The organism is Acuticoccus kandeliae (genome assembly GCF_003073115.1).
In genome coordinates this window covers 1-23,316 of record NZ_QBBV01000003.1, presented here as the reverse complement: position 1 = coordinate 23,316, position 23,316 = coordinate 1, and the positions used below count along the sequence as shown (strand labels likewise).

24 protein-coding genes and 1 tRNA gene are annotated in these 23,316 nt (G+C 67.8%); 6 read left to right on the top strand and 19 right to left on the bottom strand.

Going from position 1 to position 23,316, the window contains the following annotated elements:
• Positions 1 to 17: 17 nt before the first annotated feature.
• The 5 genes from DBV35_RS19450 to minC form a co-directional block, all read right to left on the bottom strand.
• Positions 18 to 590 carry a tetratricopeptide repeat protein gene (locus DBV35_RS19450; RefSeq protein WP_245944004.1) on the bottom strand — a complete coding sequence of 191 codons (573 nt, stop codon included), beginning with the start codon at positions 588 to 590 and terminating at the stop codon, positions 18 to 20.
• A 175-nt stretch (positions 591 to 765) separates the two neighbouring features.
• The gene (gene ykgO / locus DBV35_RS19445; protein WP_108662046.1) at positions 766 to 891 is read right to left on the bottom strand and encodes a type B 50S ribosomal protein L36; all 126 of its coding nucleotides are present in this window, start codon (positions 889 to 891) and stop codon (positions 766 to 768) included.
• An 88-nt stretch (positions 892 to 979) separates the two neighbouring features.
• On the bottom strand, positions 980 to 1,264 hold the full coding sequence (minE, locus tag DBV35_RS19440; protein WP_108662045.1) for a cell division topological specificity factor MinE: 285 nt from the start codon (positions 1,262 to 1,264) through the stop codon (positions 980 to 982).
• The gene (minD, locus tag DBV35_RS19435; protein WP_108662044.1) at positions 1,261 to 2,076 is read right to left on the bottom strand and encodes a septum site-determining protein MinD; all 816 of its coding nucleotides are present in this window, start codon (positions 2,074 to 2,076) and stop codon (positions 1,261 to 1,263) included. Before minD ends, minE begins: the two co-directional genes overlap by 4 nt.
• A 4-nt stretch (positions 2,077 to 2,080) precedes the next feature.
• Entirely contained in the window at positions 2,081 to 2,890 is an 810-nt protein-coding gene (minC, locus tag DBV35_RS19430; RefSeq protein ID WP_108662043.1) for a septum site-determining protein MinC, read from the bottom strand.
• Positions 2,891 to 3,254: 364 nt separating this feature from the next.
• On the opposite strand from minC, the gene DBV35_RS19425 reads away from it, so the two are divergent.
• Positions 3,255 to 4,523 carry a pre-peptidase C-terminal domain-containing protein gene (locus DBV35_RS19425; RefSeq protein WP_108662042.1) on the top strand — a complete coding sequence of 423 codons (1,269 nt, stop codon included), beginning with the start codon at positions 3,255 to 3,257 and terminating at the stop codon, positions 4,521 to 4,523.
• A 34-nt stretch (positions 4,524 to 4,557) separates the two neighbouring features.
• Here the strand turns inward: DBV35_RS19425 and yacG are convergent, their stop codons facing one another.
• The 11 genes from yacG to DBV35_RS19370 form a co-directional block, all read right to left on the bottom strand.
• Positions 4,558 to 4,764, bottom strand: a complete 207-nt coding sequence (gene yacG, locus DBV35_RS19420; RefSeq protein ID WP_108662041.1) for a DNA gyrase inhibitor YacG — start codon at positions 4,762 to 4,764, stop codon at positions 4,558 to 4,560.
• Complete coding sequence (locus tag DBV35_RS19415; protein WP_108662040.1) at positions 4,761 to 5,408, bottom strand: Maf family protein; 648 nt, start codon at positions 5,406 to 5,408, stop codon at positions 4,761 to 4,763. Before DBV35_RS19415 ends, yacG begins: the two co-directional genes overlap by 4 nt.
• A 4-nt stretch (positions 5,409 to 5,412) precedes the next feature.
• The gene (gene infA, locus DBV35_RS19410; RefSeq protein ID WP_108662039.1) at positions 5,413 to 5,631 is read right to left on the bottom strand and encodes a translation initiation factor IF-1; all 219 of its coding nucleotides are present in this window, start codon (positions 5,629 to 5,631) and stop codon (positions 5,413 to 5,415) included.
• Between the two features lie 94 nt (positions 5,632 to 5,725).
• On the bottom strand, positions 5,726 to 6,154 hold the full coding sequence (locus DBV35_RS19405; RefSeq protein ID WP_108662038.1) for an arsenate-mycothiol transferase ArsC: 429 nt from the start codon (positions 6,152 to 6,154) through the stop codon (positions 5,726 to 5,728).
• Positions 6,151 to 6,651 (bottom strand): UPF0262 family protein, encoded by a 501-nt coding sequence (locus tag DBV35_RS19400; protein WP_108662037.1) that lies wholly within the window; start codon positions 6,649 to 6,651, stop codon positions 6,151 to 6,153. The genes DBV35_RS19405 and DBV35_RS19400 overlap by 4 nt, the downstream gene beginning before the upstream one ends.
• Before the next feature lie 12 nt (positions 6,652 to 6,663).
• Entirely contained in the window at positions 6,664 to 7,953 is a 1,290-nt protein-coding gene (gene hisD / locus DBV35_RS19395) for a histidinol dehydrogenase (protein WP_108662036.1), read from the bottom strand.
• Positions 7,953 to 8,408, bottom strand: a complete 456-nt coding sequence (locus DBV35_RS19390) for a DUF2948 family protein (protein ID WP_108662758.1) — start codon at positions 8,406 to 8,408, stop codon at positions 7,953 to 7,955. The genes hisD and DBV35_RS19390 overlap by 1 nt, the downstream gene beginning before the upstream one ends.
• An 80-nt stretch (positions 8,409 to 8,488) precedes the next feature.
• Positions 8,489 to 9,778: a UDP-N-acetylglucosamine 1-carboxyvinyltransferase gene (gene murA / locus DBV35_RS19385; protein ID WP_108662035.1), complete on the bottom strand. Its 1,290-nt coding sequence runs from the start codon at positions 9,776 to 9,778 to the stop codon at positions 8,489 to 8,491.
• A gap of 206 nt (positions 9,779 to 9,984) precedes the next feature.
• Positions 9,985 to 11,880 carry a putative bifunctional diguanylate cyclase/phosphodiesterase gene (locus DBV35_RS19380; RefSeq protein WP_170134994.1) on the bottom strand — a complete coding sequence of 632 codons (1,896 nt, stop codon included), beginning with the start codon at positions 11,878 to 11,880 and terminating at the stop codon, positions 9,985 to 9,987.
• Between the two features lie 359 nt (positions 11,881 to 12,239).
• Positions 12,240 to 14,570, bottom strand: coding sequence for an ATP-dependent helicase (locus tag DBV35_RS19375; protein ID WP_108662033.1), 2,331 nt, complete (start codon positions 14,568 to 14,570; stop codon positions 12,240 to 12,242).
• Between the two features lie 52 nt (positions 14,571 to 14,622).
• Complete coding sequence (locus DBV35_RS19370; protein ID WP_245944001.1) at positions 14,623 to 15,519, bottom strand: histone deacetylase family protein; 897 nt, start codon at positions 15,517 to 15,519, stop codon at positions 14,623 to 14,625.
• Positions 15,520 to 15,709: 190 nt separating this feature from the next.
• Here DBV35_RS19370 and DBV35_RS19365 point away from each other — a divergent pair, with 190 nt between their 5' ends.
• Complete coding sequence (locus DBV35_RS19365) at positions 15,710 to 17,053, top strand: MATE family efflux transporter (RefSeq protein WP_108662032.1); 1,344 nt, start codon at positions 15,710 to 15,712, stop codon at positions 17,051 to 17,053.
• A gap of 42 nt (positions 17,054 to 17,095) precedes the next feature.
• Here the strand turns inward: DBV35_RS19365 and DBV35_RS19360 are convergent.
• Positions 17,096 to 17,180 (bottom strand) — tRNA-Leu (locus tag DBV35_RS19360).
• A 129-nt stretch (positions 17,181 to 17,309) separates the two neighbouring features.
• Between DBV35_RS19360 and DBV35_RS19355 the strand changes: the two genes are divergently transcribed.
• Positions 17,310 to 18,089: a hypothetical protein gene (locus DBV35_RS19355; RefSeq protein WP_108662031.1), complete on the top strand. Its 780-nt coding sequence runs from the start codon at positions 17,310 to 17,312 to the stop codon at positions 18,087 to 18,089.
• Positions 18,090 to 18,098: 9 nt separating this feature from the next.
• On the opposite strand, the gene DBV35_RS19350 is transcribed toward DBV35_RS19355, so the two are convergent.
• Complete coding sequence (locus DBV35_RS19350; protein WP_108662030.1) at positions 18,099 to 18,785, bottom strand: YggS family pyridoxal phosphate-dependent enzyme; 687 nt, start codon at positions 18,783 to 18,785, stop codon at positions 18,099 to 18,101.
• A gap of 69 nt (positions 18,786 to 18,854) precedes the next feature.
• On the opposite strand from DBV35_RS19350, the gene leuS reads away from it, so the two are divergent.
• Genes leuS through holA form a run of 3 tightly spaced genes read left to right on the top strand, consistent with a single transcriptional unit; the run spans position 18,855 to position 22,967 of the window.
• Complete coding sequence (gene leuS, locus DBV35_RS19345; RefSeq protein ID WP_108662029.1) at positions 18,855 to 21,431, top strand: leucine--tRNA ligase; 2,577 nt, start codon at positions 18,855 to 18,857, stop codon at positions 21,429 to 21,431.
• The gene (lptE, locus tag DBV35_RS19340; protein WP_108662028.1) at positions 21,418 to 21,942 is read left to right on the top strand and encodes an LPS assembly lipoprotein LptE; all 525 of its coding nucleotides are present in this window, start codon (positions 21,418 to 21,420) and stop codon (positions 21,940 to 21,942) included. The genes leuS and lptE overlap by 14 nt, the downstream gene beginning before the upstream one ends.
• Positions 21,939 to 22,967, top strand: a complete 1,029-nt coding sequence (holA, locus tag DBV35_RS19335) for a DNA polymerase III subunit delta (RefSeq protein ID WP_108662027.1) — start codon at positions 21,939 to 21,941, stop codon at positions 22,965 to 22,967. Before lptE ends, holA begins: the two co-directional genes overlap by 4 nt.
• A gap of 144 nt (positions 22,968 to 23,111) precedes the next feature.
• Here holA and DBV35_RS19330 read toward each other — a convergent pair.
• On the bottom strand, positions 23,112 to 23,316 hold a 205-nt coding region (locus tag DBV35_RS19330), incomplete at its 5' end, for an integrase core domain-containing protein (protein WP_157961862.1).

Genomic DNA, 23,316 nt, shown 5'->3' with positions numbered 1-23,316 from the left:
CCGGTCGCGCGCAATCGTTAGATGCTGGAGCCCGCGAGCTCGGCCGCGTAGCGGTCGCGCCGCTCGCGAATGTCTTCCAGGAAGGGATGCACCTCGAGAGCGCGGTCCATCACCTTCAGCGCCTCTTCCTTCTCCTCCAGCGTGACGAGGATCATCGCGAGGCCGACGAGGGCGCCCCAGTGGCGCGGCTCGCGCTTCAGCGTCTGCTCGATGTCCGCGATGGAGCGGCCATAATTGTTCATCAGGAAGTAGACGGTGGCGCGCCGGTTCCAGCCCTCGGTGAAATTCGGGTCGAGGCGGATGACCCCGTCCAGAAGGTCGAGCGCATCGCCATAGCGCTTCTCCTTCATCGCGCGGCCGGCGCGATCCATGAGAAGGTCCACGGTGTCGCTGCCCGACTGGGTCATGCGGCGCAGGATGTGTGAGGCGATCCGGTCCGCACGGCGCTTGTCGGTGGCCTTGGCGAGGCGGCCGAACATCATGTCGAGCCGGGCCTGCCGCCGTTCTTCGAGCGTGCTGGAGGGTGCAGCGTCCCGCCGGTCCCCTTTGGTCGGGACGGCATCGGACGACACGGCCGGCGCCGTTGGCACGGATCCGGCATCTTGGGCGCTTACGGGAGCAGCAAGCGCGACGAGCAACAAAAGTGAGCTTGCAACCTTTTTCATCCCCTCACTATGAGCCCGAGCGGGCCCACCCGTCAAAGGGGGAACATGGTCGCAACTGCGTGATCGGACCTCGCGTGACGAGCCCCGACCCAGCGTCGTGTCAGCCCTGACGCGCCTTGTAGCGGGGGGCCTTCTTGTTGATGATGTAGACGCGCCCTTTGCGACGGACCAGCTTGTTGTTGCGGTCACGCGCCATCAGCGCCTTGAGCGAGTTCTTGATCTTCATGACTGGTTCCGAATAGCCGGCAAACGAAAAGACGGCGCGGAAATCCGCGCCGTGATCGCTGTGTATTAGGGATCGGAGGGGGTCGATGTCAACCCGTCGCCGCGAGGCGAACCGGCTCCCCTCTCTGATCGCGCAGCGGCAGCTCGACTTCCACCTCGAGGAGGGAGACGTCGTCGCCGCGATCCATCGCGACCTTCACCTTGTCGTGGTCGATCGGCATGTGCTTGGCGATGACCGCGAGAATCTCCTCACGCAGCGTGGCCACGAGGTCGGAATTGCCGCGGGCGGCCCGCTCGTGCGCGAGGATGATCTGCAACCGCTCGCGAGCGACCGGCGCAGACGACTTCTTGCGAAAGAGTTCCAGTAGGTTCATGCCGCCTTCCTTGCGAAGATCTTCCCGAACAGGCCCCGACGATCGGTCGGGATCTGGATCTGGACATCTTCGCCCATCAGCCGCCGCGCGGCGTCGGTGTAGGCCTTGGAGGCGTTCGAGGCGGGCGAGCCGAGCGTCACCGGCATGCCGAGGTTGGAGGCCTTCAGCACGTCCTGGCTTTCCGGCACGACCGCGAGCAGCGGGATCGAGAGGATCTCGAGCACGTCGTCGACCTTGAGCATCTCGCCACGCTCCGCACGGACGGGGTCGTAGCGGGTCAGGAGAAGATACTTCTCCATGCGCTCATCGTTCTCGGCCTTCATCGTCTTGGAATCGACGAGGCCGATGATGCGGTCGGAGTCGCGCACCGACGACACTTCCGGGTTCGTCACCACGATCGCGACGTCGGCATGGCGCATCGCGAGGGTGGCGCCGCGCTCGATGCCGGCCGGGCTGTCGCACAGGATGTAGTCGAACTTCTCGCGCATCTCGGTGATCACGCGGGCGACGCCGTCCTCGGTCAGCGCGTCCTTGTCGCGCGTCTGCGAGGCCGGCAGAAGCGACAGGGTGTCGATCCGCTTGTCGCGGATGAGCGCCTGATTGAGCTTCGCATCACCGTTGATCACGTTGATCAGGTCGAAAACAACACGCCGCTCCGCACCCATCACCAGATCGAGGTTGCGCAGTCCCACGTCGAAATCGACGATGGCGACATTGGCGCCCGTTTTCGCAAGCGCGGCGCCAAGTGCAGCTGTTGATGTGGTCTTGCCGACGCCCCCCTTGCCGGACGTGACAACCAGGACTTTCGCCATCCGTTCATCCCTTTCCATTGAAGGCGGCCATCTTCAGGGCGTCGCCGTCGAGCCATGCTTGGACGGCGCGGCCCAAGTAGCCGCGCTCCAGGTCTTCCGCGGTCTTGTAGAGACCGTCGATCGCGACAAGCTCAGCGTGCAGCGCCTGCGCGAAGATCCGCGCCTTGCGATTGCCGTTCGAGCCGGCGATGGCGCGCCCGCGGAGCGCGCCATAGATGTGTATCGATCCGGCCGCGATGACCTCGGAGCCGGACGCGACGGAACCGATCACGGTCACGTCGCCCTTGAGATTGACGATCGACTGGCCCGAGCGGATCGGAGAATCGACGATCATCGTCTCCGAGTTTTCAGGCTCCTCGATCGCCTTTTCCACCGCGGCGAGGGCCGCCTCGGTGACCGCGTCGAGCTGAGGCGTCGCGACGGTCTCGGCCGAGATGGGCCCGGCCTCCGCAACGCTGGCCGCCGTGTCGGCGAGCTGGGCGAGCCCCGCGATCTCCTTGCCCCCGGACAGAATCGGGGGCAGGCCGCGGGCGTCAGCCCCGAGCTCGCCCGGCGCGCGGCCGTCGAGCCCCATGATCGTGATGTGCCGCCGCTTCAGCTCGGTGATCAGGTGGACGAGCTCCGGCCGCGTCGGCGGCATATGGGAGATGTCCACCACCACCGGCCGCCCGACGAAGAAGCCGGGGCTGCGCCGTGCGAATGTGTCGAAATCTTCTAGCCAGTCGGCCACGGGCGGCTGGGGCGACAGCACAAACGCCATGAACGAGCGGCCCGTGAACCGGATGGATCGCTGAGTCGGGGTTGTCTGTTGCACAAGCGTCTGTCCGGTTCCGCGTGATGACCAATCTGAATACGAACGCGGTGAAGGATTGGTTAACGACTGATTCGTTGCACGCGTCGTGTCGGGCCATCCACAGATTCGGGGTCAACCGCCGAGCGGTTGGTTAAGGCACGCGCCCACCAAAAAACCCTCTGTTATGCTTAATGCTCCGTTGTAACGGCCGGTCGAATGAGACGGAGTCGAGGCAAAGCCGGTTCGAATACGCGGCCTTTAAATTTTGCCCATAATCGAAAATTGCCGTCCGGAGTGAACTCGGAAGGACTATACGTCGAACGCTCAATTCTGAGCATCGGTCGCGGTCATCGCGGACCTACGGTCATTTGGGACAAATACGACAATGACGCAATTCATTGGGGACGGGGACGGCAACACGCTGATCATCGGCACCGAGATGCCGGACAAGCTGCGCGGCCTCGACGGCGACGACACCATTTATGGCCTCGATGGCGCGGACTCGCTCGGCGGCGGGAACGGCAATGACGAACTGATCGGCGGCAGCGGCGACGACACGATGTCGGGCCGCGCGGGCGACGACAAGCTCCTCGGCCAGGCGGGCAACGACCTCCTCTTCGGCGGACCGGGCAGCGACACGATCCTCGGCGGCGGCGGCTACGACACGATCTATGGCGCCGAGGGCAACGACGTCCTCTTCGGGGGTGGCGGCGGCGACACCTTCATGGGCCTCCTCAATGCCGGCCACGACGTCATCCGCGATTTCGGCCGCTATGACGTGCTCGACTTCACCCAGGCGGGCTACAGCCTCTCCGACCTCGTCATCCGCGAGACCCCGGCGGGCGACACCGTGATCCGCTATGGCGGCTCGTCGTTCAAGCTCCTCGACGTGACGCCGGACGAACTGCGCCCGTGGCAGTTCCTCTTCTCGGGTGGGTCGGACGACTACAAGTCCAACCCGCACACGACGGGTGAGGTCGAGGTCGGCAAGAGCGTCACCGGCGCGATCGAGTTCGGCAACGATTCCGACTGGATCGCCGTCGAGCTCGTCGCCGGGCAGGTCTATGATTTCACCGCGCGCGGCTACGGCCCGCTCGGCCTCGGTGACCCGACGCTGACGCTGCGCGCCGCGGACGGCACCGAGCTCGCCTTCAACGACGACTCGCTGAACCTCTCCTCGCGCATCTCCGGCTTCGTGCCCGAGACGTCGGGCACCTACTATCTCGACGTCGACGCCTTCCAGCCGGACGCGATCGGCACCTACAAGGTGCGCGCGATCCTCGGCCAGCCGGACGATTATGCGGGCGACACGTCCACCACGGGGACGATCGATCCGACGGGGCCGGCCGTCCACGGCACGATCGGCGCCACCGACGACACCGACTGGTTCGCCGTCGAGCTGGTGGAGGGGGTGTCCTACAAGATCCGCCTCGGCGGTGCGTCGAGCGATTCCGGCACGCTCGCCGATCCCTTCCTCGGCATCTATGACGGCAACGGCGAACTCGTCGCGGTCGACGATGATGGCGGACGCGGGCTCAATGCGGCGCTGGTCTTCACGCCCGAGACGAGCGGGACCTACTACCTGTCGGCGGAATCGTTCGAAGGCGTCTCGACCGGCTCCTACACGCTCGACATCGCGACGCTGTTCGCCTGAGCGAAGGGGGCGCCGGCCGGAAACGGCCGCGCCCCTATTCCTCCTCGCCCGTCTCGGGCGTGGCGCTCGTGTCTTCCTCGACGACGGGGATCGCGTAGTGGCCGCCGAGCCAGCGGTGGAGATCCACGTCGGCGCAGCGCTTCGAGCAGAAGGGCCGTGTCGCGTGCTGGGCCGGCTTGCCGCAGATCGGACAAGGCTTGCCCTTGTCCTGCGGCGTGTTGTCGTTCTCGGCCTTCGTCACTGGGCCGCGACGGTCTCGGCGTCGTCGGTCGCGACGCTGGGCTTGAAGCCGGAGCCGACGAGGAGGGCCTCGGTCTCGTAGAGAGGCAGGCCGACCACGTTGAAGTAGGACCCGACGATCCCGGTCACGAACGCGCCGGCGCGTCCCTGGATCGCGTAGCCGCCGGCTTTGCCGTCCCACTCGGCGCTCGCCAGATAGTCGGCGATCTCCTTGTCGGACAGGCGCTTCATCTTCACGCGCGTCTCGACGAGGCGCTCACGCACCTTGCCGCGCGGACCGCGCAGGACAACCGCCGTCATCACGCGATGATTGCGGCCGGAGAGGTTCTTGAGGCACGCCTCGGCGACCTCGTAGGAATCGGCCTTCGGCAGGATGCGGCGACCGATCGAGACGACCGTGTCGGCGGCCAGCACGAACGTGTTCAGCGGGTCGAGCGCTTCGCGCACCCGTTCCCAGGCCACGTCCGCCTTCTCGCGGGCGAGCCGCATCGCATAGGCGTTCGGCCGTTCCTTCGACAGAGGAGTCTCGTCGATGCCGGCCGGGGCCAGGTGATCCGGCGGATAGCCGATTTGTTCTAGGAGCTGGAGGCGTCGGGGCGAGCCGGAAGCCAGCACGAGAACGGAGGTGTTGCGCGCTCGCGCCATCGGCTCACTTGTAGCGGTAGGTGATGCGACCCTTGGTGAGGTCGTACGGGGTCATCTCAACCAACACTTTGTCACCGGCCAGCACGCGAATGCGGTTCTTGCGCATCCGGCCTGCGGTGTGAGCGATGATCTCGTGGTCGTTTTCGAGCTTGACCCGAAATGTTGCATTCGGAAGGAGCTCGGTCACTTGGCCCGGGAACTCCAAAACTTCTTCTTTCGCCATGGGCGCCTTTTTCGTTCATTGCACGACGGACTGCGACACAACGCCGTCCCATGCTATAAGGTAGTGTCAACGGCAAGTGGTTCCAATGCCGCAATTAACTGGCAAACCGCTCGCGGATAACACCGTCGAGCGCATTGCGGCACGCACGGTAGCTTTCCAGGATCTGCTCGCGTGAGCCATCCGTACCGGACGGGTCGAGTGTTGGCCAGTACTCTACGTCGAACGACTGCGTTCTGGCGAGGTCCAGCACGTGATGATGTGCTTCCGGCGCAAGCGTGACGATCAGATCGAACGACGTGTCGGCCAATTCGACAAGCGTGCGCGGCACGCGTTTCGAGATGTCGAGGTCCATCTCCGCCATGACGGCGACGGCGAAGGGGTCGGCCTCGCCGTATTCCACACCCGCCGAGCGGATATAGATCGACGGGGCGTGGAGCCGGGCGAGCGCCGCGGCGATCGGCGATCGGATGGCGTTGTGGCGGCAGACGAACAGGACTGATCGCGGAACCGACCCCACACTCACCCCTTGAAGTGAAGCGCGCAAATCAGCGTGAACAGGCGCCGCGCCGTGTCCTGATCGACGTCGATCTTGCCTTCCAGCCGCTCGATCAGCAGGCGCGAGCCCTCATTGTGGACCCCGCGCCGACCCATGTCGATTGCCTCGATCTGCGCCGGGGCGGCCGAACGGATCGCCGTGAAGTAGCTCTCGCAGATCAGGAAATAGTCCTTCACCACCTTCCGCAGCGGGTTGAGCGACAGGATGTGGGTGATGACGGGCGCGCCGTCCGCAAGCTCCACCTGCAGGACGAGGCGGTTCTCACGGATGGAGAGGACCAGCCTATAGGGGCCGCGCGGCCCGGCGAGCGGGCGGAAATAATTGTCCTCCAGGAGGTCGTAGACCGCGATCGCCCGCTCCTGCTCGACGTCCGGCGCGCCGCGCTCGATCGACGCCTCGTCGAGCGTCACCGCGACGAGGCGGTCCTCCTTGCCGTCGGCGGATCCGCTGGGCTCATCGCTCACCGGGGTCGCCCCCTACCGCTCCAGGCGACGCGCGATGGAGATGCGGTGCGCGTCGAGCCCTTCGGTCGCGGCGAGCGTCATCGCGTGGCCGCCGAGTGTTTCGAGACCGCCCCGGCCGACGCCGAGGAGCGTGGTCCGCTTCATGAAGTCGAGCACGGAGAGGCCTGAGGAGAAGCGGGCAGAGCGGCTCGTCGGCAGCACATGGTTGGTGCCGGCCACATAGTCGCCGATGGCTTCGGGCGTCTGCGTGCCGAGGAAGATCGCGCCGGCGTGGGTGATCGAGCCGGCGAGCGCGTCGGGGTCGCTGACCGCGAGTTCCAGGTGCTCCGGGGCGAGGCGGTCGACGAGGTCGATCGCTTCGTCCAGCTCGCCGATCTTGATGATCGCGCCATGATTGCGCCAGCTCGCGGTCGCGACCTCGCGGCGGGGCAGAGTGGCGAGCTGCGCCTCGACGGCGGCGGCGACATCGTCCGCCAGCATCGCGTCGTCGGTGATGAGGATCGACTGCGCCGCCTCGTCGTGCTCGGCCTGGGCGAGGAGGTCGGCCGCGACGTGCTCGGGGTCGGCCGTGCCGTCGGCGACGATCACCACCTCGGACGGGCCGGCGACGAGGTCGATGCCGACCGCGCCGAAGACCTGGCGTTTGGCCGAGGCGACATAGGCGTTGCCGGGGCCGACGATCTTGTCGACGGGCTTGATCGTCTCCGTCCCATAGGCGAGCGCGGCGATCGCCTGCGCCCCGCCGATCCGGTAGATCTCGTCGACGCCGGCAAGGTCGGCCGCGGCGAGCACGATCGGGGCGATCACGCCGTCGGGCGCGGGGACCACCATCACGATGCGCTTCACGCCGGCGACCTTCGCCGGCACCGCGTTCATGAGCACCGAGCTCGGATAGGCGGCAAGGCCGCCGGGAACGTAGAGACCGACCGAGGAGACGGCGGTCCAGCGCCAGCCGAGCGTCGCGCCGGCATCGTCGACATAGCGCACATCGTCCGGCCGCTGGCGCTCGTGGAAGGCGGCGATCCGGTCACGGGCGAAGGCGAGGGACTCGATCGCCTCGTTCGAGACGGCGGCGCGCGCGGCTGCGATCTCCTCCGGCCTCAGCCGGGCGGGAACCGCACCGAGGTCGAACCGGTCGAACCGCTTCGTGTACTCCGCAACGGCCGCATCCCCGCGCTTGCGCACGTCCGCAATGATGGCGGCGACGACGTCCGTCACGTCCTGCGAGAGCTCGCGCTGGTCGGCGAGGAGGGCGGAGAAGGCCTCCGCGAAATTGAGGTCGCGCGTGTCGAGGCGTTGCATCAACGCGCCTCCTTTCCGAGACGGTGCGTCGGGCGCATGGACGCGCTCCAGGCCGCACCGAGATCGGTGAGCTGGGCCTCGATGCACTCGACGTCGAGCCGGAAGGCGATTTCGCCGGAGCAGACGATCGTCACGACTCCGGCCGGGGACTCGCCCATCTCGAACACCACGGCGAGGACGGAGAGCACCGCGTCACGGTCGTTCGGGCCGATGCCGGAGGCGCGGGCGCGGCGCACGCGGTCGAAATGGAGGACGGAGCGGCGGCGCTGATCGCCCTCGCGGCGGGTTCGCCTGGCGGTGGTCCGCTCCCAGGCGAAGCGGTTCATCGGGACGCTGAACTGCTGGGAGGTCGGCGACCAGCGGATGTCCGACACCTTCACCACCGCGTCCTGCACATGGGCGGACAGGACGGCGAGATCGTCTTCGTCGAGCGCGTAGAGCTTGAGCGGGCGAATGGTCGACATGGGCTGCGGCATCCGAAGGTGGAGGTCGGTCAGCCCCGCCTATAGACGGGATCGGCGTTCGCCGCGAGGGGTTAAGCCGAAACCCGCTCGATCTGGGCGCCGCAGCGGGACAGTTTCTGCTCCAGCCGCTCGAACCCACGGTCGAGGTGATAGATGCGGGAGACTTCCGTCTCCCCCTCGGCCGCGAGGCCCGCGATCACCAGCGAGACGGAGGCGCGAAGGTCGGTCGCCATCACCGGCGCGCCCTTCAGCGTCTTCACGCCTTCGATCGTCGCGGTCTGGCCGTTCAGAGAGATCTTCGCACCGAGGCGGGCGAGTTCCTGGACGTGCATGAAGCGGTTCTCGAAGATCGTCTCGGTGACGTGGCTCGTGCCCTTGCCGGCCGTCATCAGCGCCATGAACTGGGCCTGGAGGTCGGTCGGGAAGCCGGGATAGGGGGCGGTCTCGGCATCGACGGCGTAGATGCCGTGCCCGTTGCGGCGCACGCGCATCCCGCGATTGGTGACGGTGATGTCGGCACCGGCCTGGCGCATCAGCTCGATCGGCTTCTCGAGATGGTCGGCGCTCGCGCCTTCCAGCGTGACGTCGCCGCCGGCCATCGCCACGGCGAGGGCGTACGTGCCGGTCTCGATCCGGTCCGGCATGACGGCGTGGCGCGCGCCGCGCAGGCGCGGGACACCCTCGATGAAGATGGTCGAGGTGCCGTGCCCCTCGATCTTCGCGCCCATCGCGATGAGGCATTCGCCGAGGTCGGCGATCTCGGGCTCACAGGCCGCGTTCTCGAGCACCGTCTCGCCGCGGGCGAGCGTTGCCGCCATCATCAGCGTGTGGGTCGCCCCGACCGAGGCCTTCGGCAGGCGGATGCGGTTGCCGATGAGGCCCGCGCGGGCCTGGGCGACCACGTAGCCGGCTTCGATCTCGATGTTGGCGCCGAGTGCGCGCAGACCCTCGATGAAGAAGTCGACCGGGCGCGTGCCGATGGCGCAGCCGCCGGGGAGGGAGACGCGCGCCTCGCCCATGCGGGCAAGGAGGGGGCCGATCACCCAGAAGCTCGCCCGCATCTTGGAGACGAGGTCATAGGGGGCGGTGGTGTCGACGATGGCGCGGGCGAGGAGGTCGACCGTCTGCCCGGCGAGCTGGTCCTGCCCGGTGCGCTTGCCCTGGAAGGAGGTGTCGACGCCGTGATTGGCGAGGATGTGGAAGAGCTGTTGGACGTCGGCAAGGCGCGGGACGTTGTCGAGCGTGAGCGTCTCGTCGGTCAGGAGCGATGCGATCATCAGCGGGAGCGCGGCGTTCTTGGCCCCCGAAATGGGGATCGAGCCCTCCAGCGGGACGCCGCCCGTGATGCGAATCCGATCCATAGCCCGCCCCTTTCAACTCGATACGTGGGTCCGGCCAGAGCGTATTGGCCGATTCCCGAATAGCGAGTCGCTACGGGAGGCGGGGTTGGCAATCAACGATCATCCGCTGCCGGCTCATCCGCGGCGGGCGACATCCGCGAGCCTGCGACATTTACGTCACAGACCGGCGCGGTCCGGGCGTTTTGGTAAAGGCGACGGCCTCGAAATCAAGCCCGGAGCGAGACGACGATCGGGCCTTCCTGGCTGAACTCCATCCCATCGGTCGTGCAGCGGCGGATGTAGCTCAGAACCTCGGTCTCGGGCATCGGTCGGCTGTAGAGGAAGCCCTGCAGCTCGTCATAGCCGGCGAGCCGGGCGAAGTCGCGCTGGTACTCGGTCTCGATGCCCTCGGCGGTGACTTCGAGGTCCATCGCATCGCTCATCGCGCTGATGGTGCGCAGCACCTCGCCCACCCGTTCGGCCTGGCCGAGCGACATGAAGCAGGAGCGATCGACCTTCACCTTGTCGAACGGGAACTTCCAGAGATAGCTCAGACTCGAATAGCCGGTGCCGAAATCGTCCATCACGAGGCGCACGCCGAGATCCTTGAGGGCGCTGAGCTGCGTGCCCACTGCCTCCGGATCCTTGATGAGGAGACTCTCCGTCACCTCGAGGCCGAGGCGGTCCGGCTCCAGATTGCTCTGGGTGAGCGCGGCCTCGACCTCGCGCACGACGTTCTCCTCGAACTGCTGCGGGGAGAGGTTGACCGAGATGGAAAGCGGCACGTCCCACGTGGCGGCCGCGATGCAGGCCTGCCGCAGCACCCACGCCCCGATGCGCGGCGTGAGGCACATCTCCTCCGCGACGGGGATGAAGATGCCCGGCGGGATGTGGCCGCCCTCGCCGTCCGGAAGGCGCAGGAGCGCCTCGAAGCCGGTCAGCGCGCCGTCCGTCGCGCGGTGGATCGGCTGGAAATAGAGCTCGAACGACATCGTCTCGGTCGCGGCGCGGATCTTCATGCGCAGGAGCGCGCGCTCGCGCAGCTCCACGTCCATCCCCGCCTCGAAGGTGACGGCGCGGTCGCGGCCCGATTCCTTCGCCCGGTAGAGCGCAACGTCGGCGCATTTCTGCAGGTCGCCGACATCGCACGCATGGGCCGGCGCGATCGTGATGCCGACGCTGGCGCTGACGCGGATCGTCTGCCCCTCCACCGAATCGATCAGGCTCACGCTGTGGATGATCTCGGCCGCGAGCGCCTCGGCCGCTTCCGGGTTCGCGATGCGCCGCTGGACGATGGCGAACTCGTCCCCGCCGAGCCGGGCGAGAAGATCCTCGGGACCGAGGAGACGGGCCGCCTCGCGCGCGACGCGGCGCAGGACACCGTCCCCCACGTCGTGGCCGAGCGTGTCATTGACGTGCTTGAAGCCGTCGAGGTCGAGAAGGTGGAGGGCGAAGGAGGTCTCGCTCCCGCGATGGACCGCGTCCATCGTCTCGGCCAGGAATTCCTGATATTGGTGGCGGTTCGCGACGCCCGTCAGCGGGTCGTGGTGGGCGAGGTGATGGATCCGCGCGTCGGCCCGTTGCTGGCGGTGCAGGAGGAAGCCGATCGCGATGGAACTCGTCAGCGCGAGCCCGGCGAGGACCGAGCTCAGCACCATGGAGCGGACCATCTCGTCGTCATAGACGGCCTTCGCGCCCGATTCGTCCGAATAGACGCGCGCCATGCCGACGACCTGGCCGTAGCGGCGGAGCGGCACGTCGAGGACCGAATAATAGGGCGGCATCCCGTCGGCATCGGTCCCGTGGCGAATGTCGGCCACGGCCCGGCCTTCCGCCGCTTCCAGCACCATTTGCGGGTCGGAAGGCATCGCGCCGACGTCGCGGAAGGTGCCGTTGGCGTAGGCGACGATGGGGGTGCCGTCGAGGCCGAAAATCTCGAACTGGACGACGTTGCCGCCGTTCGCGAGGGTCGCGAGATGTGCCTCCTCGCTCTCGGGGAGGCCGCGCCCGAGAAAGAGGCCCTCGACCGCGATGGAGGGCGCCAGCGCCCCGTCCACCCAGCGCGTGGCCTCCTGCTGGGCGATGCCTCGCAGCTCGTCCTCGGCCGAAACGATCGAGAGCACGGTAATCGCGAGATAAACGCAGATGATCAGGACCGACGCGCCGAGATTCAGCGCAAAGGCTTGGCCGATCGTATAACCATTTCGTAAAATCAAGCTTTTTACCATGGGTCGTCGCCGGGTCTTCGATGCTGGTGCGGCGACTTTATTTTCGATGGCTCTCCTCTGGCTGTCCTATGCGCAGACTTTGGAGAGTGACCACCAGCACATATGTTGAAGACGGCCGCGACGGGCCGTGTGTTCGCCGGCCGCAAGTCATCGATGCTGCGCGGTGTCGTCTTTGTCGGAGAAGATCGTCTCGTGCCGGAAAAGCCGGCGAAGCGCAATGCAATCGCAATGCGATTCTGCAACCCTGAACTGTGTCAGACGCGGGTCACGAAACTGTCGATCACCCGCTTGCGGCCGGCCTTGTCGAAATCGACGGTGAGCTTGTTGCCCTCGACGCCGGAGACGTCGCCATTGCCGAACTTCTGGTGGAAGACGCGGTCGCCGACGGAGAAGGCGGACGGCGCGGTCGTCACCGACTTCGCCACCAGCTCGCCCTCGATCGTCCGCCCCGCGGTGCGGCGGCGGGGCGTCGCATCCTCGCGGCGGCGCTGCGCCCGCTCCCAGCCCGGCGTGTGGTAGCTGGAGGAGAAGGATTCGACCTTGTCGAACCGGCTCGCCCCGTAGCCGCCGAGCCCGCCATAGCCGACATCCTCGCGCACCATGACGTGCGCCTCGGGCAGCTCGTCGATGAAGCGCGACGGGGCGGAGGACTGCCACATCCCGTGCAGGCGGCGGTTGAGGGCGAACCAGATGAAGGCGCGGTGGCGGGCGCGGGTGAGCCCGACATAGGCGAGGCGGCGCTCCTCCTCGAGCCCGGCCTGCCCGTTCTCGTCGAGCGCGCGGATCGAGGGGAAGAGGCCTTCCTCCCAGCCGGGCAGGAAGACGACGTCGAACTCAAGACCCTTCGCCGCGTGGAGGGTCATAAGCGTGACGGCCTCTGCGGAGGTCTCGCCCTGCGCGTCCGTCACGAGGGCGACGTGCTCCAGGAAGGCTGGGAGGGTCTCGAACTCCTCCATGGAGCGGATCAGCTCCTTGAGGTTCTCGAGCCGGCCCGGCGCGTCGGCGGACCGATCGGCGCGAAGCATGTCGGTGTAGCCCGATTCCTCGAGGATGATCTCGGCGAGCTCGGTGTGGCTGATCCGGTCGAGCTGGTCGCGCCAGCGCTCGAAGGCGCCGACGAGGGTGTTGAGCGCGGTGCGGCCCTTGCCCTTGATCTCGTCCGTGGTGAGGAGCTCCGCCGCGGCGTGGAGCATCGGCACCTCGCGGGCGCGGGCGGCGTCGGCGATCGTGCGGACCGCGACCTGGCCGAGGCCGCGCGCCGGCACGTTGATGATGCGCTCGAAGGCGAGATCGAAGCTCGGCTGCACGACGCAGCGGAAATAGGCGAGGGCGTCGCGGATCTCCCGCCGCTCGTAGAAGCGCGGGCCGCCGATGACGCGATAGGACGTGCCGGTGGTGACGAACCGGTCCTCGAAGGCGCGCATCTGCGCGGTGGTGCGCACGAGGATCGCCTGCTCGTCGAGCGAGACGCCCTGGCGCTGGAGGCTCTCGATCTCCTCGTTGATCGCGCGGGCCTCTTCCTCCGAATCCCAGGCGGAGGCGACGACGACCTGCTTCTCGTCCGGGTCGCTCGCCTCTGAGAAGAGAGTTTTGCCGAGCCGACCCTCATTGTGGCTGATGAGGTGGGAGGCGGCGCCCAGAATGTGGCTGGTGGAGCGATAGTTGCGTTCGAGGCGCACCACGACGGCGCCGGGAAAATCGGTCTCGAAGCGCAGGATGTTGTCCACCTCGGCGCCACGCCAGCCGTAGATCGACTGGTCGTCGTCGCCGACCACGCACAGATTGCGGTTCCCCTGGGCGAGCAGGCGCAGCCAGAGATACTGGGCGACGTTCGTGTCCTGATACTCGTCGACCAGCATGTAGCGAAAACGGCTCTGGTAGCTCTCCAGAATGTCCGGATTGGCGCGGAAGAGGCGGATCGGCTCCAGGAGAAGGTCGCCGAAATCGGCCGCGTTCAGCGTCTTGAGGCGCTGGCGATAGTCCCGGTAGAGCTCGATCCCGCGCCCGTTGCCGAAATATTCGCCCTCGCCGTTCGGCACCTCGTCCGGCGTCAGCCCGCGATTCTTCCAGGCGTCGATCATCCCGAGCATCTGGCGCGCGGGCCAGCGCTTCTCGTCGAGATTGGCGGCCTGGAGGATCTGCTTGGCGAGGCGGATCTGGTCGTCCGTGTCGAGGATGGTGAAGTCGGGGTGGAGATCCACGAGCTCGGCATGGCGGCGCAGGATGCGCGTGCCGATCGCGTGGAAGGTGCCGAGCCAGGGCATGCCCTCGGCCGTCCCGCCGCCGAGGACGGCGCCGATCCGCTCCTTCATCTCGCGCGCGGCCTTGTTCGTGAAGGTCACCGCGAGGATCTCGGACGGGCGCGCCTTGCCGAGATTGAGGATGTGGGCGATGCGCGTCGTCAGCACCCGCGTCTTGCCGGTGCCGGCGCCGGCGAGCACGAGAACGGGCCCGTCGATCGCCTCCACGGCGCGGCGCTGCTCCGGGTTCAGCCGGTCGAGATAGGTGGGGGTCGGCCGCGATGCCGCGGCGGCACGCTGGGAAATCGACACGTTGGCAACCGTTTGGCGCGCAGCCTTCGCCATCAACTCATCCCGAATCACAATGGGCGCAGTCTAGAACAGATGTGCAACGCCGTCACCCATTGTCCAAGGCGTCGCGGGCCATCAGGTGCAAAATCGCATGCCGCCGGGCAAGCTTGTCCACATCGTCCATATAGCCACCGCCGAGGACGCCGGCCAGCGGAAGGCCCCGCCGGCGCACGGCGTCGATGACCCGTCGGTCGCGCTCGGCGAGGCCGAGATCGGTGAGGGCGAGGCGGCCGAGCCGGTCGTCGCGATGGGGATCGACGCCGGCATTATAAAAGACGATGTCGGCCGGAACGGCGCCCGCCGCCTCCAGCATCTCGTCCAGCGCGGCGAGATAGTCGGCATCCTCCGTCCCGTCGGGAAGCGCGACGTCGAGCGAGGATTGGGCCTTGCGCGTCGGGTAGTTCGCGGCGGCGTGGATCGACATGGTCGTCACGCTCGGATCGCCGGCGAAGATGTGCGCCGTGCCGTCCCCCTGGTGGACGTCGCAGTCGATCACGAGCGCCTGCCGGATCACGCCCTCGGCCTGGAGGACGCGGATCGCGACGGCGACATCGTTGAAGACGCAGAAGCCGGCCCCCTGTTCGTGCCGCGCGTGGTGGCTCCCGCCGGCGGTGTTGCAGGCGATGCCGTGCTCCAGCGCGAGCCGGGCGGTGAGCGTCGTCCCCGCGCAGGCCGTCCGCGCGCGCAGGGCAACGCGGTCGTTCATGGGAAAGCCGATCTCGCGTGCGACCTTCGCCGGCACGTCGGACGCCAGCACCTGGTCGACATAGGTCCGGTCGTGGGCGAGCGCGATCCAGTCGGCCGGGGCCGGGGAGGGGATGTGGAACGGGCCGAAGCCGAATTCGGTGAGGATCGCGGCGACGGCCGCGAACTTTCCCATGGGGAAGCGGTGATTGTCCGGCAGCGGCGCGTGATAATTCGGGTTGTGAACGACCGGAAGCACGGCCCCTCCGTTTCGACGAACCGGCGAAGGGCCGGCGGATTCGACAGATAGGGCTCCGGCACTGCGGTGAAAGCGGGGCGTGACGAAGGCGCCCGGACGCGCCGATTGCAATTCTTCTATCTCAGGAAGTGATACCACCCGTTCCAAAAGCGCGCTAACGGGATGGGCGAAGTCCCACCCAGGTCACCCGATGCATCCGCCGCAGATCCGGCCGTTCACGGTCAAGCTTCCGATGGTGCTGCGCATCGCCGTGCCGATGACGATCGCCCACATCTCGACCCCGCTGATCGGCATCGTCGACACGGCGGTCATCGGTCAGCTCGGCAGCGCGATCCTCATCGGCGCGGTCGCCCTCGGCGCGCTGCTGATCGACTTCGTCGGCACGTCCATGAACTTCCTGCGCATGGGGACGACCGGCCTCGTCGCGCAGGCGATGGGCGCGGAGGACCGCGAGGCGGAGGCGATGGCGCTGTGGCGCGCGATCGTGATGGGCCTCGTCACGGGCGTCGCGATCATCCTCCTCCAGTTGCCGCTCATCGCGATCTTCCTCTTCGTGATGGGGCCGAGCGAGGCGGTCGCGGCGGCGACGCGGGACTATGTGGCGATCCGCGTGTGGGGCGTGCCCTTCATGCTGATCAACTACGTGATCCTCGGCTGGCTCCTCGGCCTCGCGCGGGCGCGGGCGGGGCTCCTCCTCCAGATCGTGCTCGGGTTCAGCAACATCGTCGGCTCGGTCGCCTTCGTCCTCTTTCTCGGCTGGGGGGTGAAGGGCGTCGCGGCGGCCTCGGTGCTCGCCGAGCTCGTGACGGTCGCGGCGGGCGGCGTGTTCGTCGTGCGCCATCTCGCGACGCAGCCGCTCCCGCCGCTTGCCTCCATCTTCGAGCGTGTCGGCTTCCGCCGCATGGTCGCGGTCAACACCGACATCCTGATCCGCTCGGTGCTCCTCATCAGCACCTTCACCGCCTTCAGCGCGATGGGGGCGCGGTTCGGCGACGTGACGCTCGCCGCGAACGCGGTGCTCCTCAACATCCTGCTCCTGTGCGGCTACATGCTCGACGGCGTGGCGACGGCGGCCGAGCAGCTCGGCGGCCGCGCGATCGGCGCGCGCTACAAGCCGGCCTTCACCGACACGGTGCGCCTCACCGTCACCGCCGCGTTCGTGGTGGCGGCCGGCCTCTCGGCGTTCGCGCTCGTGGGCGGCGGGCTCTTCATCCACATCTCGACGACGGCGGAGGACGTGCGCGCGGCGAGCCTTGCCTATCTCGGCTGGGCCGCGATCACGCCGCTCACCGGCGCGCTCGCCTATTCGATGGACGGGCTCTTCGTGGGGGCGACGTGGACGCGGGCGATGCGCAACATGATGATCTGCGCCTCATCGCTCTTCTTCGTCGTGTGCTTCACGGTGACGCCGATCCTCGGCAATCACGGCCTCTGGCTCGCGCTGAACCTCTATCTCGCGGCGCGGGGCGTGTCGCTCTGGCTGATGGTGCCGTCGATGACGCGGCGGACCTTCGCCGCCATGCACGCGGCCTGACCGGCCTTCATCGGGAGGGTGGTGCGCCGGAGCGGACAAGGTTGGTGCGAGAGGGGGGACTCGAACCCCCAAGCCTTGCGGCGGACGATTTTGAGTCGTCTGCGTCTACCGATTCCGCCACTCTCGCGCTCGCTTCGGCGGGCGGCACCATAGCGGCTGGCACGCACGACACAAGCCTCTTTATCTCAATGCAAGGTTGTGTTAGGAGATACATACTTAGATTGTATCTCCTAGCAACACATCCAAAGGGTGCGCCATGCGTCTGCCCCTCGCCCTTGCCTGCGTCCTGTGGACGGCCCCGGTCCTGGCCGGCGCGTGGACGCTGGAGCAGGGCGAGACGAAGACCTTCGTCACCAGCTCTTTCACCTATGGCGAGAACGGATTCGACAAGAACGGACGGCTCGTCAGCGTCCCCGAATATCGCAAGTTCGAACTGTCGGGCCGGTTCGAGTACGGCGTGCGGCCCTGGCTGACGATGATCGCGATCGGGGAGTTGCGGGAGGAGAGCGTCGAGACGGTCGTGACCCCCAATCTGATCGCCCCCGTCTCGACGTCCTTCGGCTCGGTCGCCGGCGGCGCCCGCCTGCGCCTCCACAAGGCGCCCAACTGGGTGTTCTCGACGGAGGTGAAGCTCCTCTCCGGCGGCTTCGACTCGAACGGGACGAGCGCCCCGGCCGACGGCCTCGCGCTCGACTCCCGCGCGATGTTCGGAATCGGCGGAGAGGTTCTCGGCAAGCACACCTTCGCCGACGTGCAGGCGGCCTACCAGACGAGCTTCCAGGAGGACGATGCGGACGAGATCAACATCGAGCTGACGCTCGGCCGGCAGGTCCGCCCCCGCTGGCTCGTCCTCGCCCAATCCTTCTCGACGTTCGAGCTCGGCGGCTCCGACACCCAGTATCACAAGGTGTCGGCAAGCGTGATCCGCCGGGTGAGCGAGCGGCTCCAGGTGGAGGTCAGCGGCCTCGCGACCGTCTATGGCCGCAACGCGCTGCAGGAGTTCGGCGGCAAGCTCGGCTTCTGGTACACCTACTGACGGCGGCGCCTACGCGATCGGCGGCCGCGATCCGAAGATCGCCGATCCGACGCGGACCCAGTGCGCCCCGTGCGCGATCGCCTCGACATAGTCGCCCGACATCCCCATCGAGGTCTTGAGCCCGCCGCAATCGCGCGCGATGCGGGCGAGCGCCTCGAAGTGCGGCCCCGCGGCCTCGTCCACCGGCGGAATGGTCATCAGCCCGTCGATCGGCAGGCCGAGCACGCGGCAGCGCGCGACGAAGGCGGGTGCCTCGTCCGGCATCACCCCGGCCTTCTGCGGCTCACGGCCGATATTGACCTGCACGAGGCAGCGCGGCATCCGCCCGACGCTGTCGGCCGCGCTCGCGATCGCCGTCGCGATCTTCTCGCGGTCGACGCTCTGGATCATGTCGAAGAGGGTGACCGCGTCCTTGGCCTTGTTGGACTGGAGCGGGCCGAGAAGGTGGAGCTCGATCCCGTCGAACTCCTCGCGCAGGGCCGGCCACTTGCCCTTGGCCTCCTGCACCCGGTTCTCGCCGACGATGCGCTGCCCTGCGACAAGTGCGGGGCGGATATGCTCGGCGGTGAACGTCTTCGTCACCGCGACGAGTTCGACCGGGTCTGTCCGCCCGGCTCGGGCCGCCGCGTCGGCGATCGCGCGGCGCACCTCGGCAAGACGCGTGGCCACCCCCTCGGTGGCGTCGATGGCTGTCATGAGTGTTGACCCCCGGCGATCTCTTGCCCATGGTCCGGCGTCTTTTCGCATCGCCGGTCCCAAATATCCATGAGTACGTCAGAGCGTTACAACGCGCCCGCCTCTGAAGCCAAGTGGCGCGCGGCCTGGGAGGAGGCGGACCTGTTCCGCACCCAAAACGACGACCCACGGCCGAAATATTATGTGTTGGAGATGTTCCCGTACCCGTCGGGACGCATCCACATGGGCCACGTGCGCAACTACACGATGGGTGACGTCGTCGCCCGCTTCCGCCGCGCCAAGGGATACAACGTCCTCCACCCGATGGGTTGGGACGCGTTCGGCATGCCGGCCGAGAACGCGGCCATGCAGAACAAGATCCACCCGCGCGAGTGGACCTACGCCAACATCGCCGCCATGAAGGCGCAGCTGAAATCGATGGGCCTCTCGCTCGACTGGTCGCGCGAGTTCGCGACCTGCGATGTCGACTACTACCACCAGCAGCAGCGCCTCTTCCTCGCCTTCCTCGCCGAGGGCCTCGTCACGCGCAAGACGAGCAAGGTGAACTGGGACCCGGTCGACCAGACCGTGCTCGCCAACGAGCAGGTGATCGACGGGCGCGGCTGGCGCTCCGGCGCGCAGGTCGAGCAGCGCGAGCTGTCGCAGTGGTTCTTCAAGATCACCGACTATGCCGAGGACCTCCTGGACGCGATCGACGGTCTCGAGCGCTGGCCCGACAAGGTGCGCCTGATGCAGCGCAACTGGATCGGCCGGTCCGAGGGCCTCAGGATGCGCTTCCCGCTGAAGTCCACCGCGCCGGACGGCTCGACCGAGATCGAGGTCTTCACGACGCGCCCGGACACGATCTTCGGGGCGAGCTTCGTCGCCGTCGCGGCCGGCCACCCGCTGGCGCGCGCCGTCGCGGCCGCCCGGCCCGACGTCGCCGCCTTCGTGGAAGAGACGCAGCGCATGGGCACCAGCGCCGTCGCCATCGAAAGCGCGGAGAAGAAGGGCGTCGACACGGGCCTGCGCGTCGCCCACCCCTTCATCGAGGGTGAGGTGCTGCCGGTCTACGTCGCCAACTTCATCCTGATGGAATACGGCACCGGCGCCATCTTCGGCTGCCCCGCGCACGACCAGCGCGACCTCGACTTCGCCCTGAAATACGACCTGCCGGTGATCACCGTCGTGCGCCCGAACGATGCGCCCGACACCTTCGATGTCGGCGTCGAGGCCTATACGGGCGACGGCGTCCTCATCAACTCGCACTTCCTCAACGGGATGAGCATACCCGCGGCGAAGGACGAGATCGCGACCCGCCTCGAAGGCCGGATGATGGGCAACGCCCCCCAGGGGGAGCGCAAGGTGAACTATCGCCTGCGCGACTGGGGCATCTCGCGCCAGCGCTATTGGGGCTGCCCGATCCCGGTCATCCATTGCGAGGCGTGCGGCATCGTCCCGGTGCCCGACGACCAGCTTCCCGTGAAGCTGCCCGACGACGTGACCTTCGACGTGCCGGGCAACCCGCTCGACCGTCACCCGACCTTCACCAAGGTCGACTGCCCGTCCTGCGGCGCCCCCGCCCGGCGCGAGACGGACACGATGGACACGTTCGTCGACTCGTCCTGGTACTTCGCCCGCTTCACCACCCCGCATGAGACGAGCGCGCCGCTCATCCCGTCGATCATGGAGAACTGGCTGCCGGTCGACCAATATATCGGCGGCGTCGAGCACGCGATCCTGCACCTCCTCTACTCGCGCTTCTTCATGCGCGCGGTGGCGAAGGCCGGCTACGGCAACTGCCCGGAGCCGTTCGCGGGCCTCTTCACGCAGGGCATGGTCACGCACGAGACGTACAAGGACGAGGCCGGCGCCTGGGTCTTCCCGGAAGACGTCGTGGTGCGTGACGGCGCGGCGGTCCACGCCAAGACCGGCGGGCCGATCACCGTCGGCGCGATCGAGTCGATGTCGAAGTCGAAGAAGAACGTCGTCGACCCCGACCAGATCATCGCAGGCTACGGCGCGGACACCGCCCGCTGGTTCATGCTCTCCGACACCCCGCCCGAGCGCGACATCGAGTGGACGGACGGCGGCGTCGACGCGGCGCACCGTTTCGTGCAGCGCGTCTGGCGCCTCATCGGCGAGGCGATCCCGCGCATGAACGACACCGGGTCAGGCGACGGGCTCGTCCTGCGCAAGGCCTCCCACGGCTTCGTGCGCGCGATCGAGAACGACATCGAGACGCTCGGCTTCAACCGCGCCGTCGCCCGCCTTTATGAGTGGGCGAACGCGCTGCAGAAGGCGCTGGCGGACCCCGAGACGCCGGGTTCGGCGCTGCGCGAAAGCGTCGACGCGATGATCCGCTGTTTTGCGCCGATGATGCCACACCTCGCCGAAGAGTGCTGGAAAGCGATCGGAAACGAGGGCTTTGCCGCCGCTGCCGCATGGCCGACGGTGGACGAAAGCCTCCTCGTGGAGGATACGATAACCTTGCCGGTCCAGGTGAACGGCAAGAAGCGGGCGGAGGTGACGGTGCCGAAGGACGCGAGTCAGGCGGAGATCGAGGGCGTGGTCCTCTCTCTCGACGAGGTGCAGCGCTTCCTCGAAGGCCGCCCGCCGCGCCGGGTCATCGTTGTGCCGCAGCGGATCGTCAATGTCGTGGCGTAGGCTCGCCTCGGCGGCGCTCCTCGGCCTCGCGCTCGCGGGCTGCCAGGTGCGCCCGCTCTATCTCGACGCGTCGACGGGCGGGCCACTCTCGCCCGTCCCGGACCTCCGGGCGATCGTCATCGATCCGCCGCGCAACTACACAGAACAGGTCCTGCGCAACGAGCTGCTCTTCCTCTTCCGCGGCGACGGCGGCCAGGCCGACGAGGAGCGCTATCGGCTTCGCGTCCTCGTCAGCCGCGGCACCGACCCCCTTGCCGTGCAGCTCGAGGAGGATCTGCCTGCGGCCGTCCTCGTGACGATCGACTCGACCTTCATCCTGACCGAGATCGCCACGCAGAAAACGCTCCTCACCGGATCGAGCACGGCGACCGCCTCCTACGACTTCTCGTCCCAGCGCTTCGCCAACGTGCGTGCCGAGCGCGACGCGTCGGCCCGAGCGGCGCGCACCATGGCCGAACAGATCTCGGCGCGCGTCGCCGCCTACTTCGCGGCGAAGCGCTCGGACTCGTGACCTCGCTGCGGGCGTCGGACGTCAGCCGCCGGCTGAACGATCCGGCGACCCTCCCCCCGGTGATCCTCGTCTTCGGGCCCGATCGCGGCCTCGTCACCGAAGTGACCGACGCGATCTCCGCTCTCTTCCAGGCGAACCAGGACGATCCGTTCTCGGTGGTCCGGCTCGACGCCGCCACCGTCAGCTCCGACCCCGCGCGCCTCATCGACGAGGCGGGCACCGTCTCCCTCTTCGGCGAGCGGCGGCTGATCGTCGTGCGCGACGGCGGCGCGCGCAATCTCTCCCCGGCCGTCTCCCCGCTCCTCGACCAACTCCCGACCGATGCGGTGGTGGTGGTGGAGGCCGGCGACCTCCGCCGCGGGACGGGCCTGCGCAAGGAGGTCGAGGACCACCGCCAGGCCGTCGCCATCTATTGCCCGGTCGACAGCGAGCGCGATCTCGAACGGATGATCGACGAGGAGGCGCAACGCCTCGGCCTCACCGTCGACACGGACGCGCGCGCCGTCCTCGTGGACCGGCTCGGCGCCGACCGCGCTGCCTCCCGCGCCGAGGTGCTGAAGGCGTGCCTCCACGCCGTCGACAATGGCCGCCTCACCGTCGCCGACGTCGACGCGGTCGTGGGCGACATCGCGCTCAGCCAGCTCGGCGACGCGGTGGACGCCGCCTTCCTCGGCCAGCGCGAAACGCTCGACCGCCTCCTCACGCGCCTCCTGCGCCAGGACTCGGCCGCGGTGCAGCTCCTGATGGCGGCACAACGAATGAGCCACACGCTGGAGCTCGCCGCCGCCGCCGTCGCGGGCGGCCAGTCGCCGAGCCGCGCGGTGGAGTTCGTCCGCCCACCGCTCTTCGGCGCCCACAAGGACGCCGCCGCGCGGATCCTCGACCGCTGGACGCACGCCCGCCTGCGCGCCGCGTCCGCCGCCATCGCCGACGCCACCTTCCGCACCCGCACGATGCCCCACCTCGCCGCCGCGGTGACGCGCGACGTCCTCTACCGCATCGCGTCGCAAGCCGCCGCGCGCTGAGCGCGCGGGGCGGCTGGGCAGCTGGATAGCTGGGTGGTTGGGGCGACGCGGTGGACACGGCAGTCGCCGACTTCCTCAGCCAGTGTGAGATCCTCGACCACCTCCCCACGCGCCTGCCGCACCAGGCCCGGCCGCCATGCCGCTCTAGTTGTCGTTTCCAAGAAGATTATTCAGCGGGAGCCATGGAGTTTGTTGGGCGAGGGCGGAGTGTGGGCGGGCAGGGTTGTAGGCTCTGAGGAAGGGCTGCATGGCGCGCGTTCGCTCGTGCGAGGAGTGATAGGGCTGGGCGTAGACCCATTCCCGCAGCGAGGTCTGGATGAAGCGCTCGGCCTTGCCGTTGGTGCGGGGC

Bases quoted from the DNA above. Each gene is read 5' to 3' on its own strand.
- ykgO (WP_108662046.1), bottom strand. From the start codon at position 891: ATGAAGATCAAGAACTCGCTCAAGGCGCTGATGGCGCGTGACCGCAAC.
- minE (WP_108662045.1), bottom strand. From the start codon at position 1,264: ATGAACCTACTGGAACTCTTTCGCAAGAAGTCGTCTGCGCCGGTCGCT.
- minD (WP_108662044.1), bottom strand. From the start codon at position 2,076: ATGGCGAAAGTCCTGGTTGTCACGTCCGGCAAGGGGGGCGTCGGCAAG.
- DBV35_RS19425 (WP_108662042.1), top strand. From the start codon at position 3,255: ATGACGCAATTCATTGGGGACGGGGACGGCAACACGCTGATCATCGGC.
- DBV35_RS19415 (WP_108662040.1), bottom strand. From the start codon at position 5,408: ATGGCGCGAGCGCGCAACACCTCCGTTCTCGTGCTGGCTTCCGGCTCG.
- infA (WP_108662039.1), bottom strand. From the start codon at position 5,631: ATGGCGAAAGAAGAAGTTTTGGAGTTCCCGGGCCAAGTGACCGAGCTC.
- hisD (WP_108662036.1), bottom strand. From the start codon at position 7,953: ATGCAACGCCTCGACACGCGCGACCTCAATTTCGCGGAGGCCTTCTCC.
- murA (WP_108662035.1), bottom strand. From the start codon at position 9,778: ATGGATCGGATTCGCATCACGGGCGGCGTCCCGCTGGAGGGCTCGATC.
- DBV35_RS19375 (WP_108662033.1), bottom strand. From the start codon at position 14,570: ATGGCGAAGGCTGCGCGCCAAACGGTTGCCAACGTGTCGATTTCCCAG.
- DBV35_RS19365 (WP_108662032.1), top strand. From the start codon at position 15,710: ATGCATCCGCCGCAGATCCGGCCGTTCACGGTCAAGCTTCCGATGGTG.
- DBV35_RS19355 (WP_108662031.1), top strand. From the start codon at position 17,310: ATGCGTCTGCCCCTCGCCCTTGCCTGCGTCCTGTGGACGGCCCCGGTC.
- DBV35_RS19350 (WP_108662030.1), bottom strand. From the start codon at position 18,785: ATGACAGCCATCGACGCCACCGAGGGGGTGGCCACGCGTCTTGCCGAG.
- leuS (WP_108662029.1), top strand. From the start codon at position 18,855: ATGAGTACGTCAGAGCGTTACAACGCGCCCGCCTCTGAAGCCAAGTGG.
- lptE (WP_108662028.1), top strand. From the start codon at position 21,418: ATGTCGTGGCGTAGGCTCGCCTCGGCGGCGCTCCTCGGCCTCGCGCTC.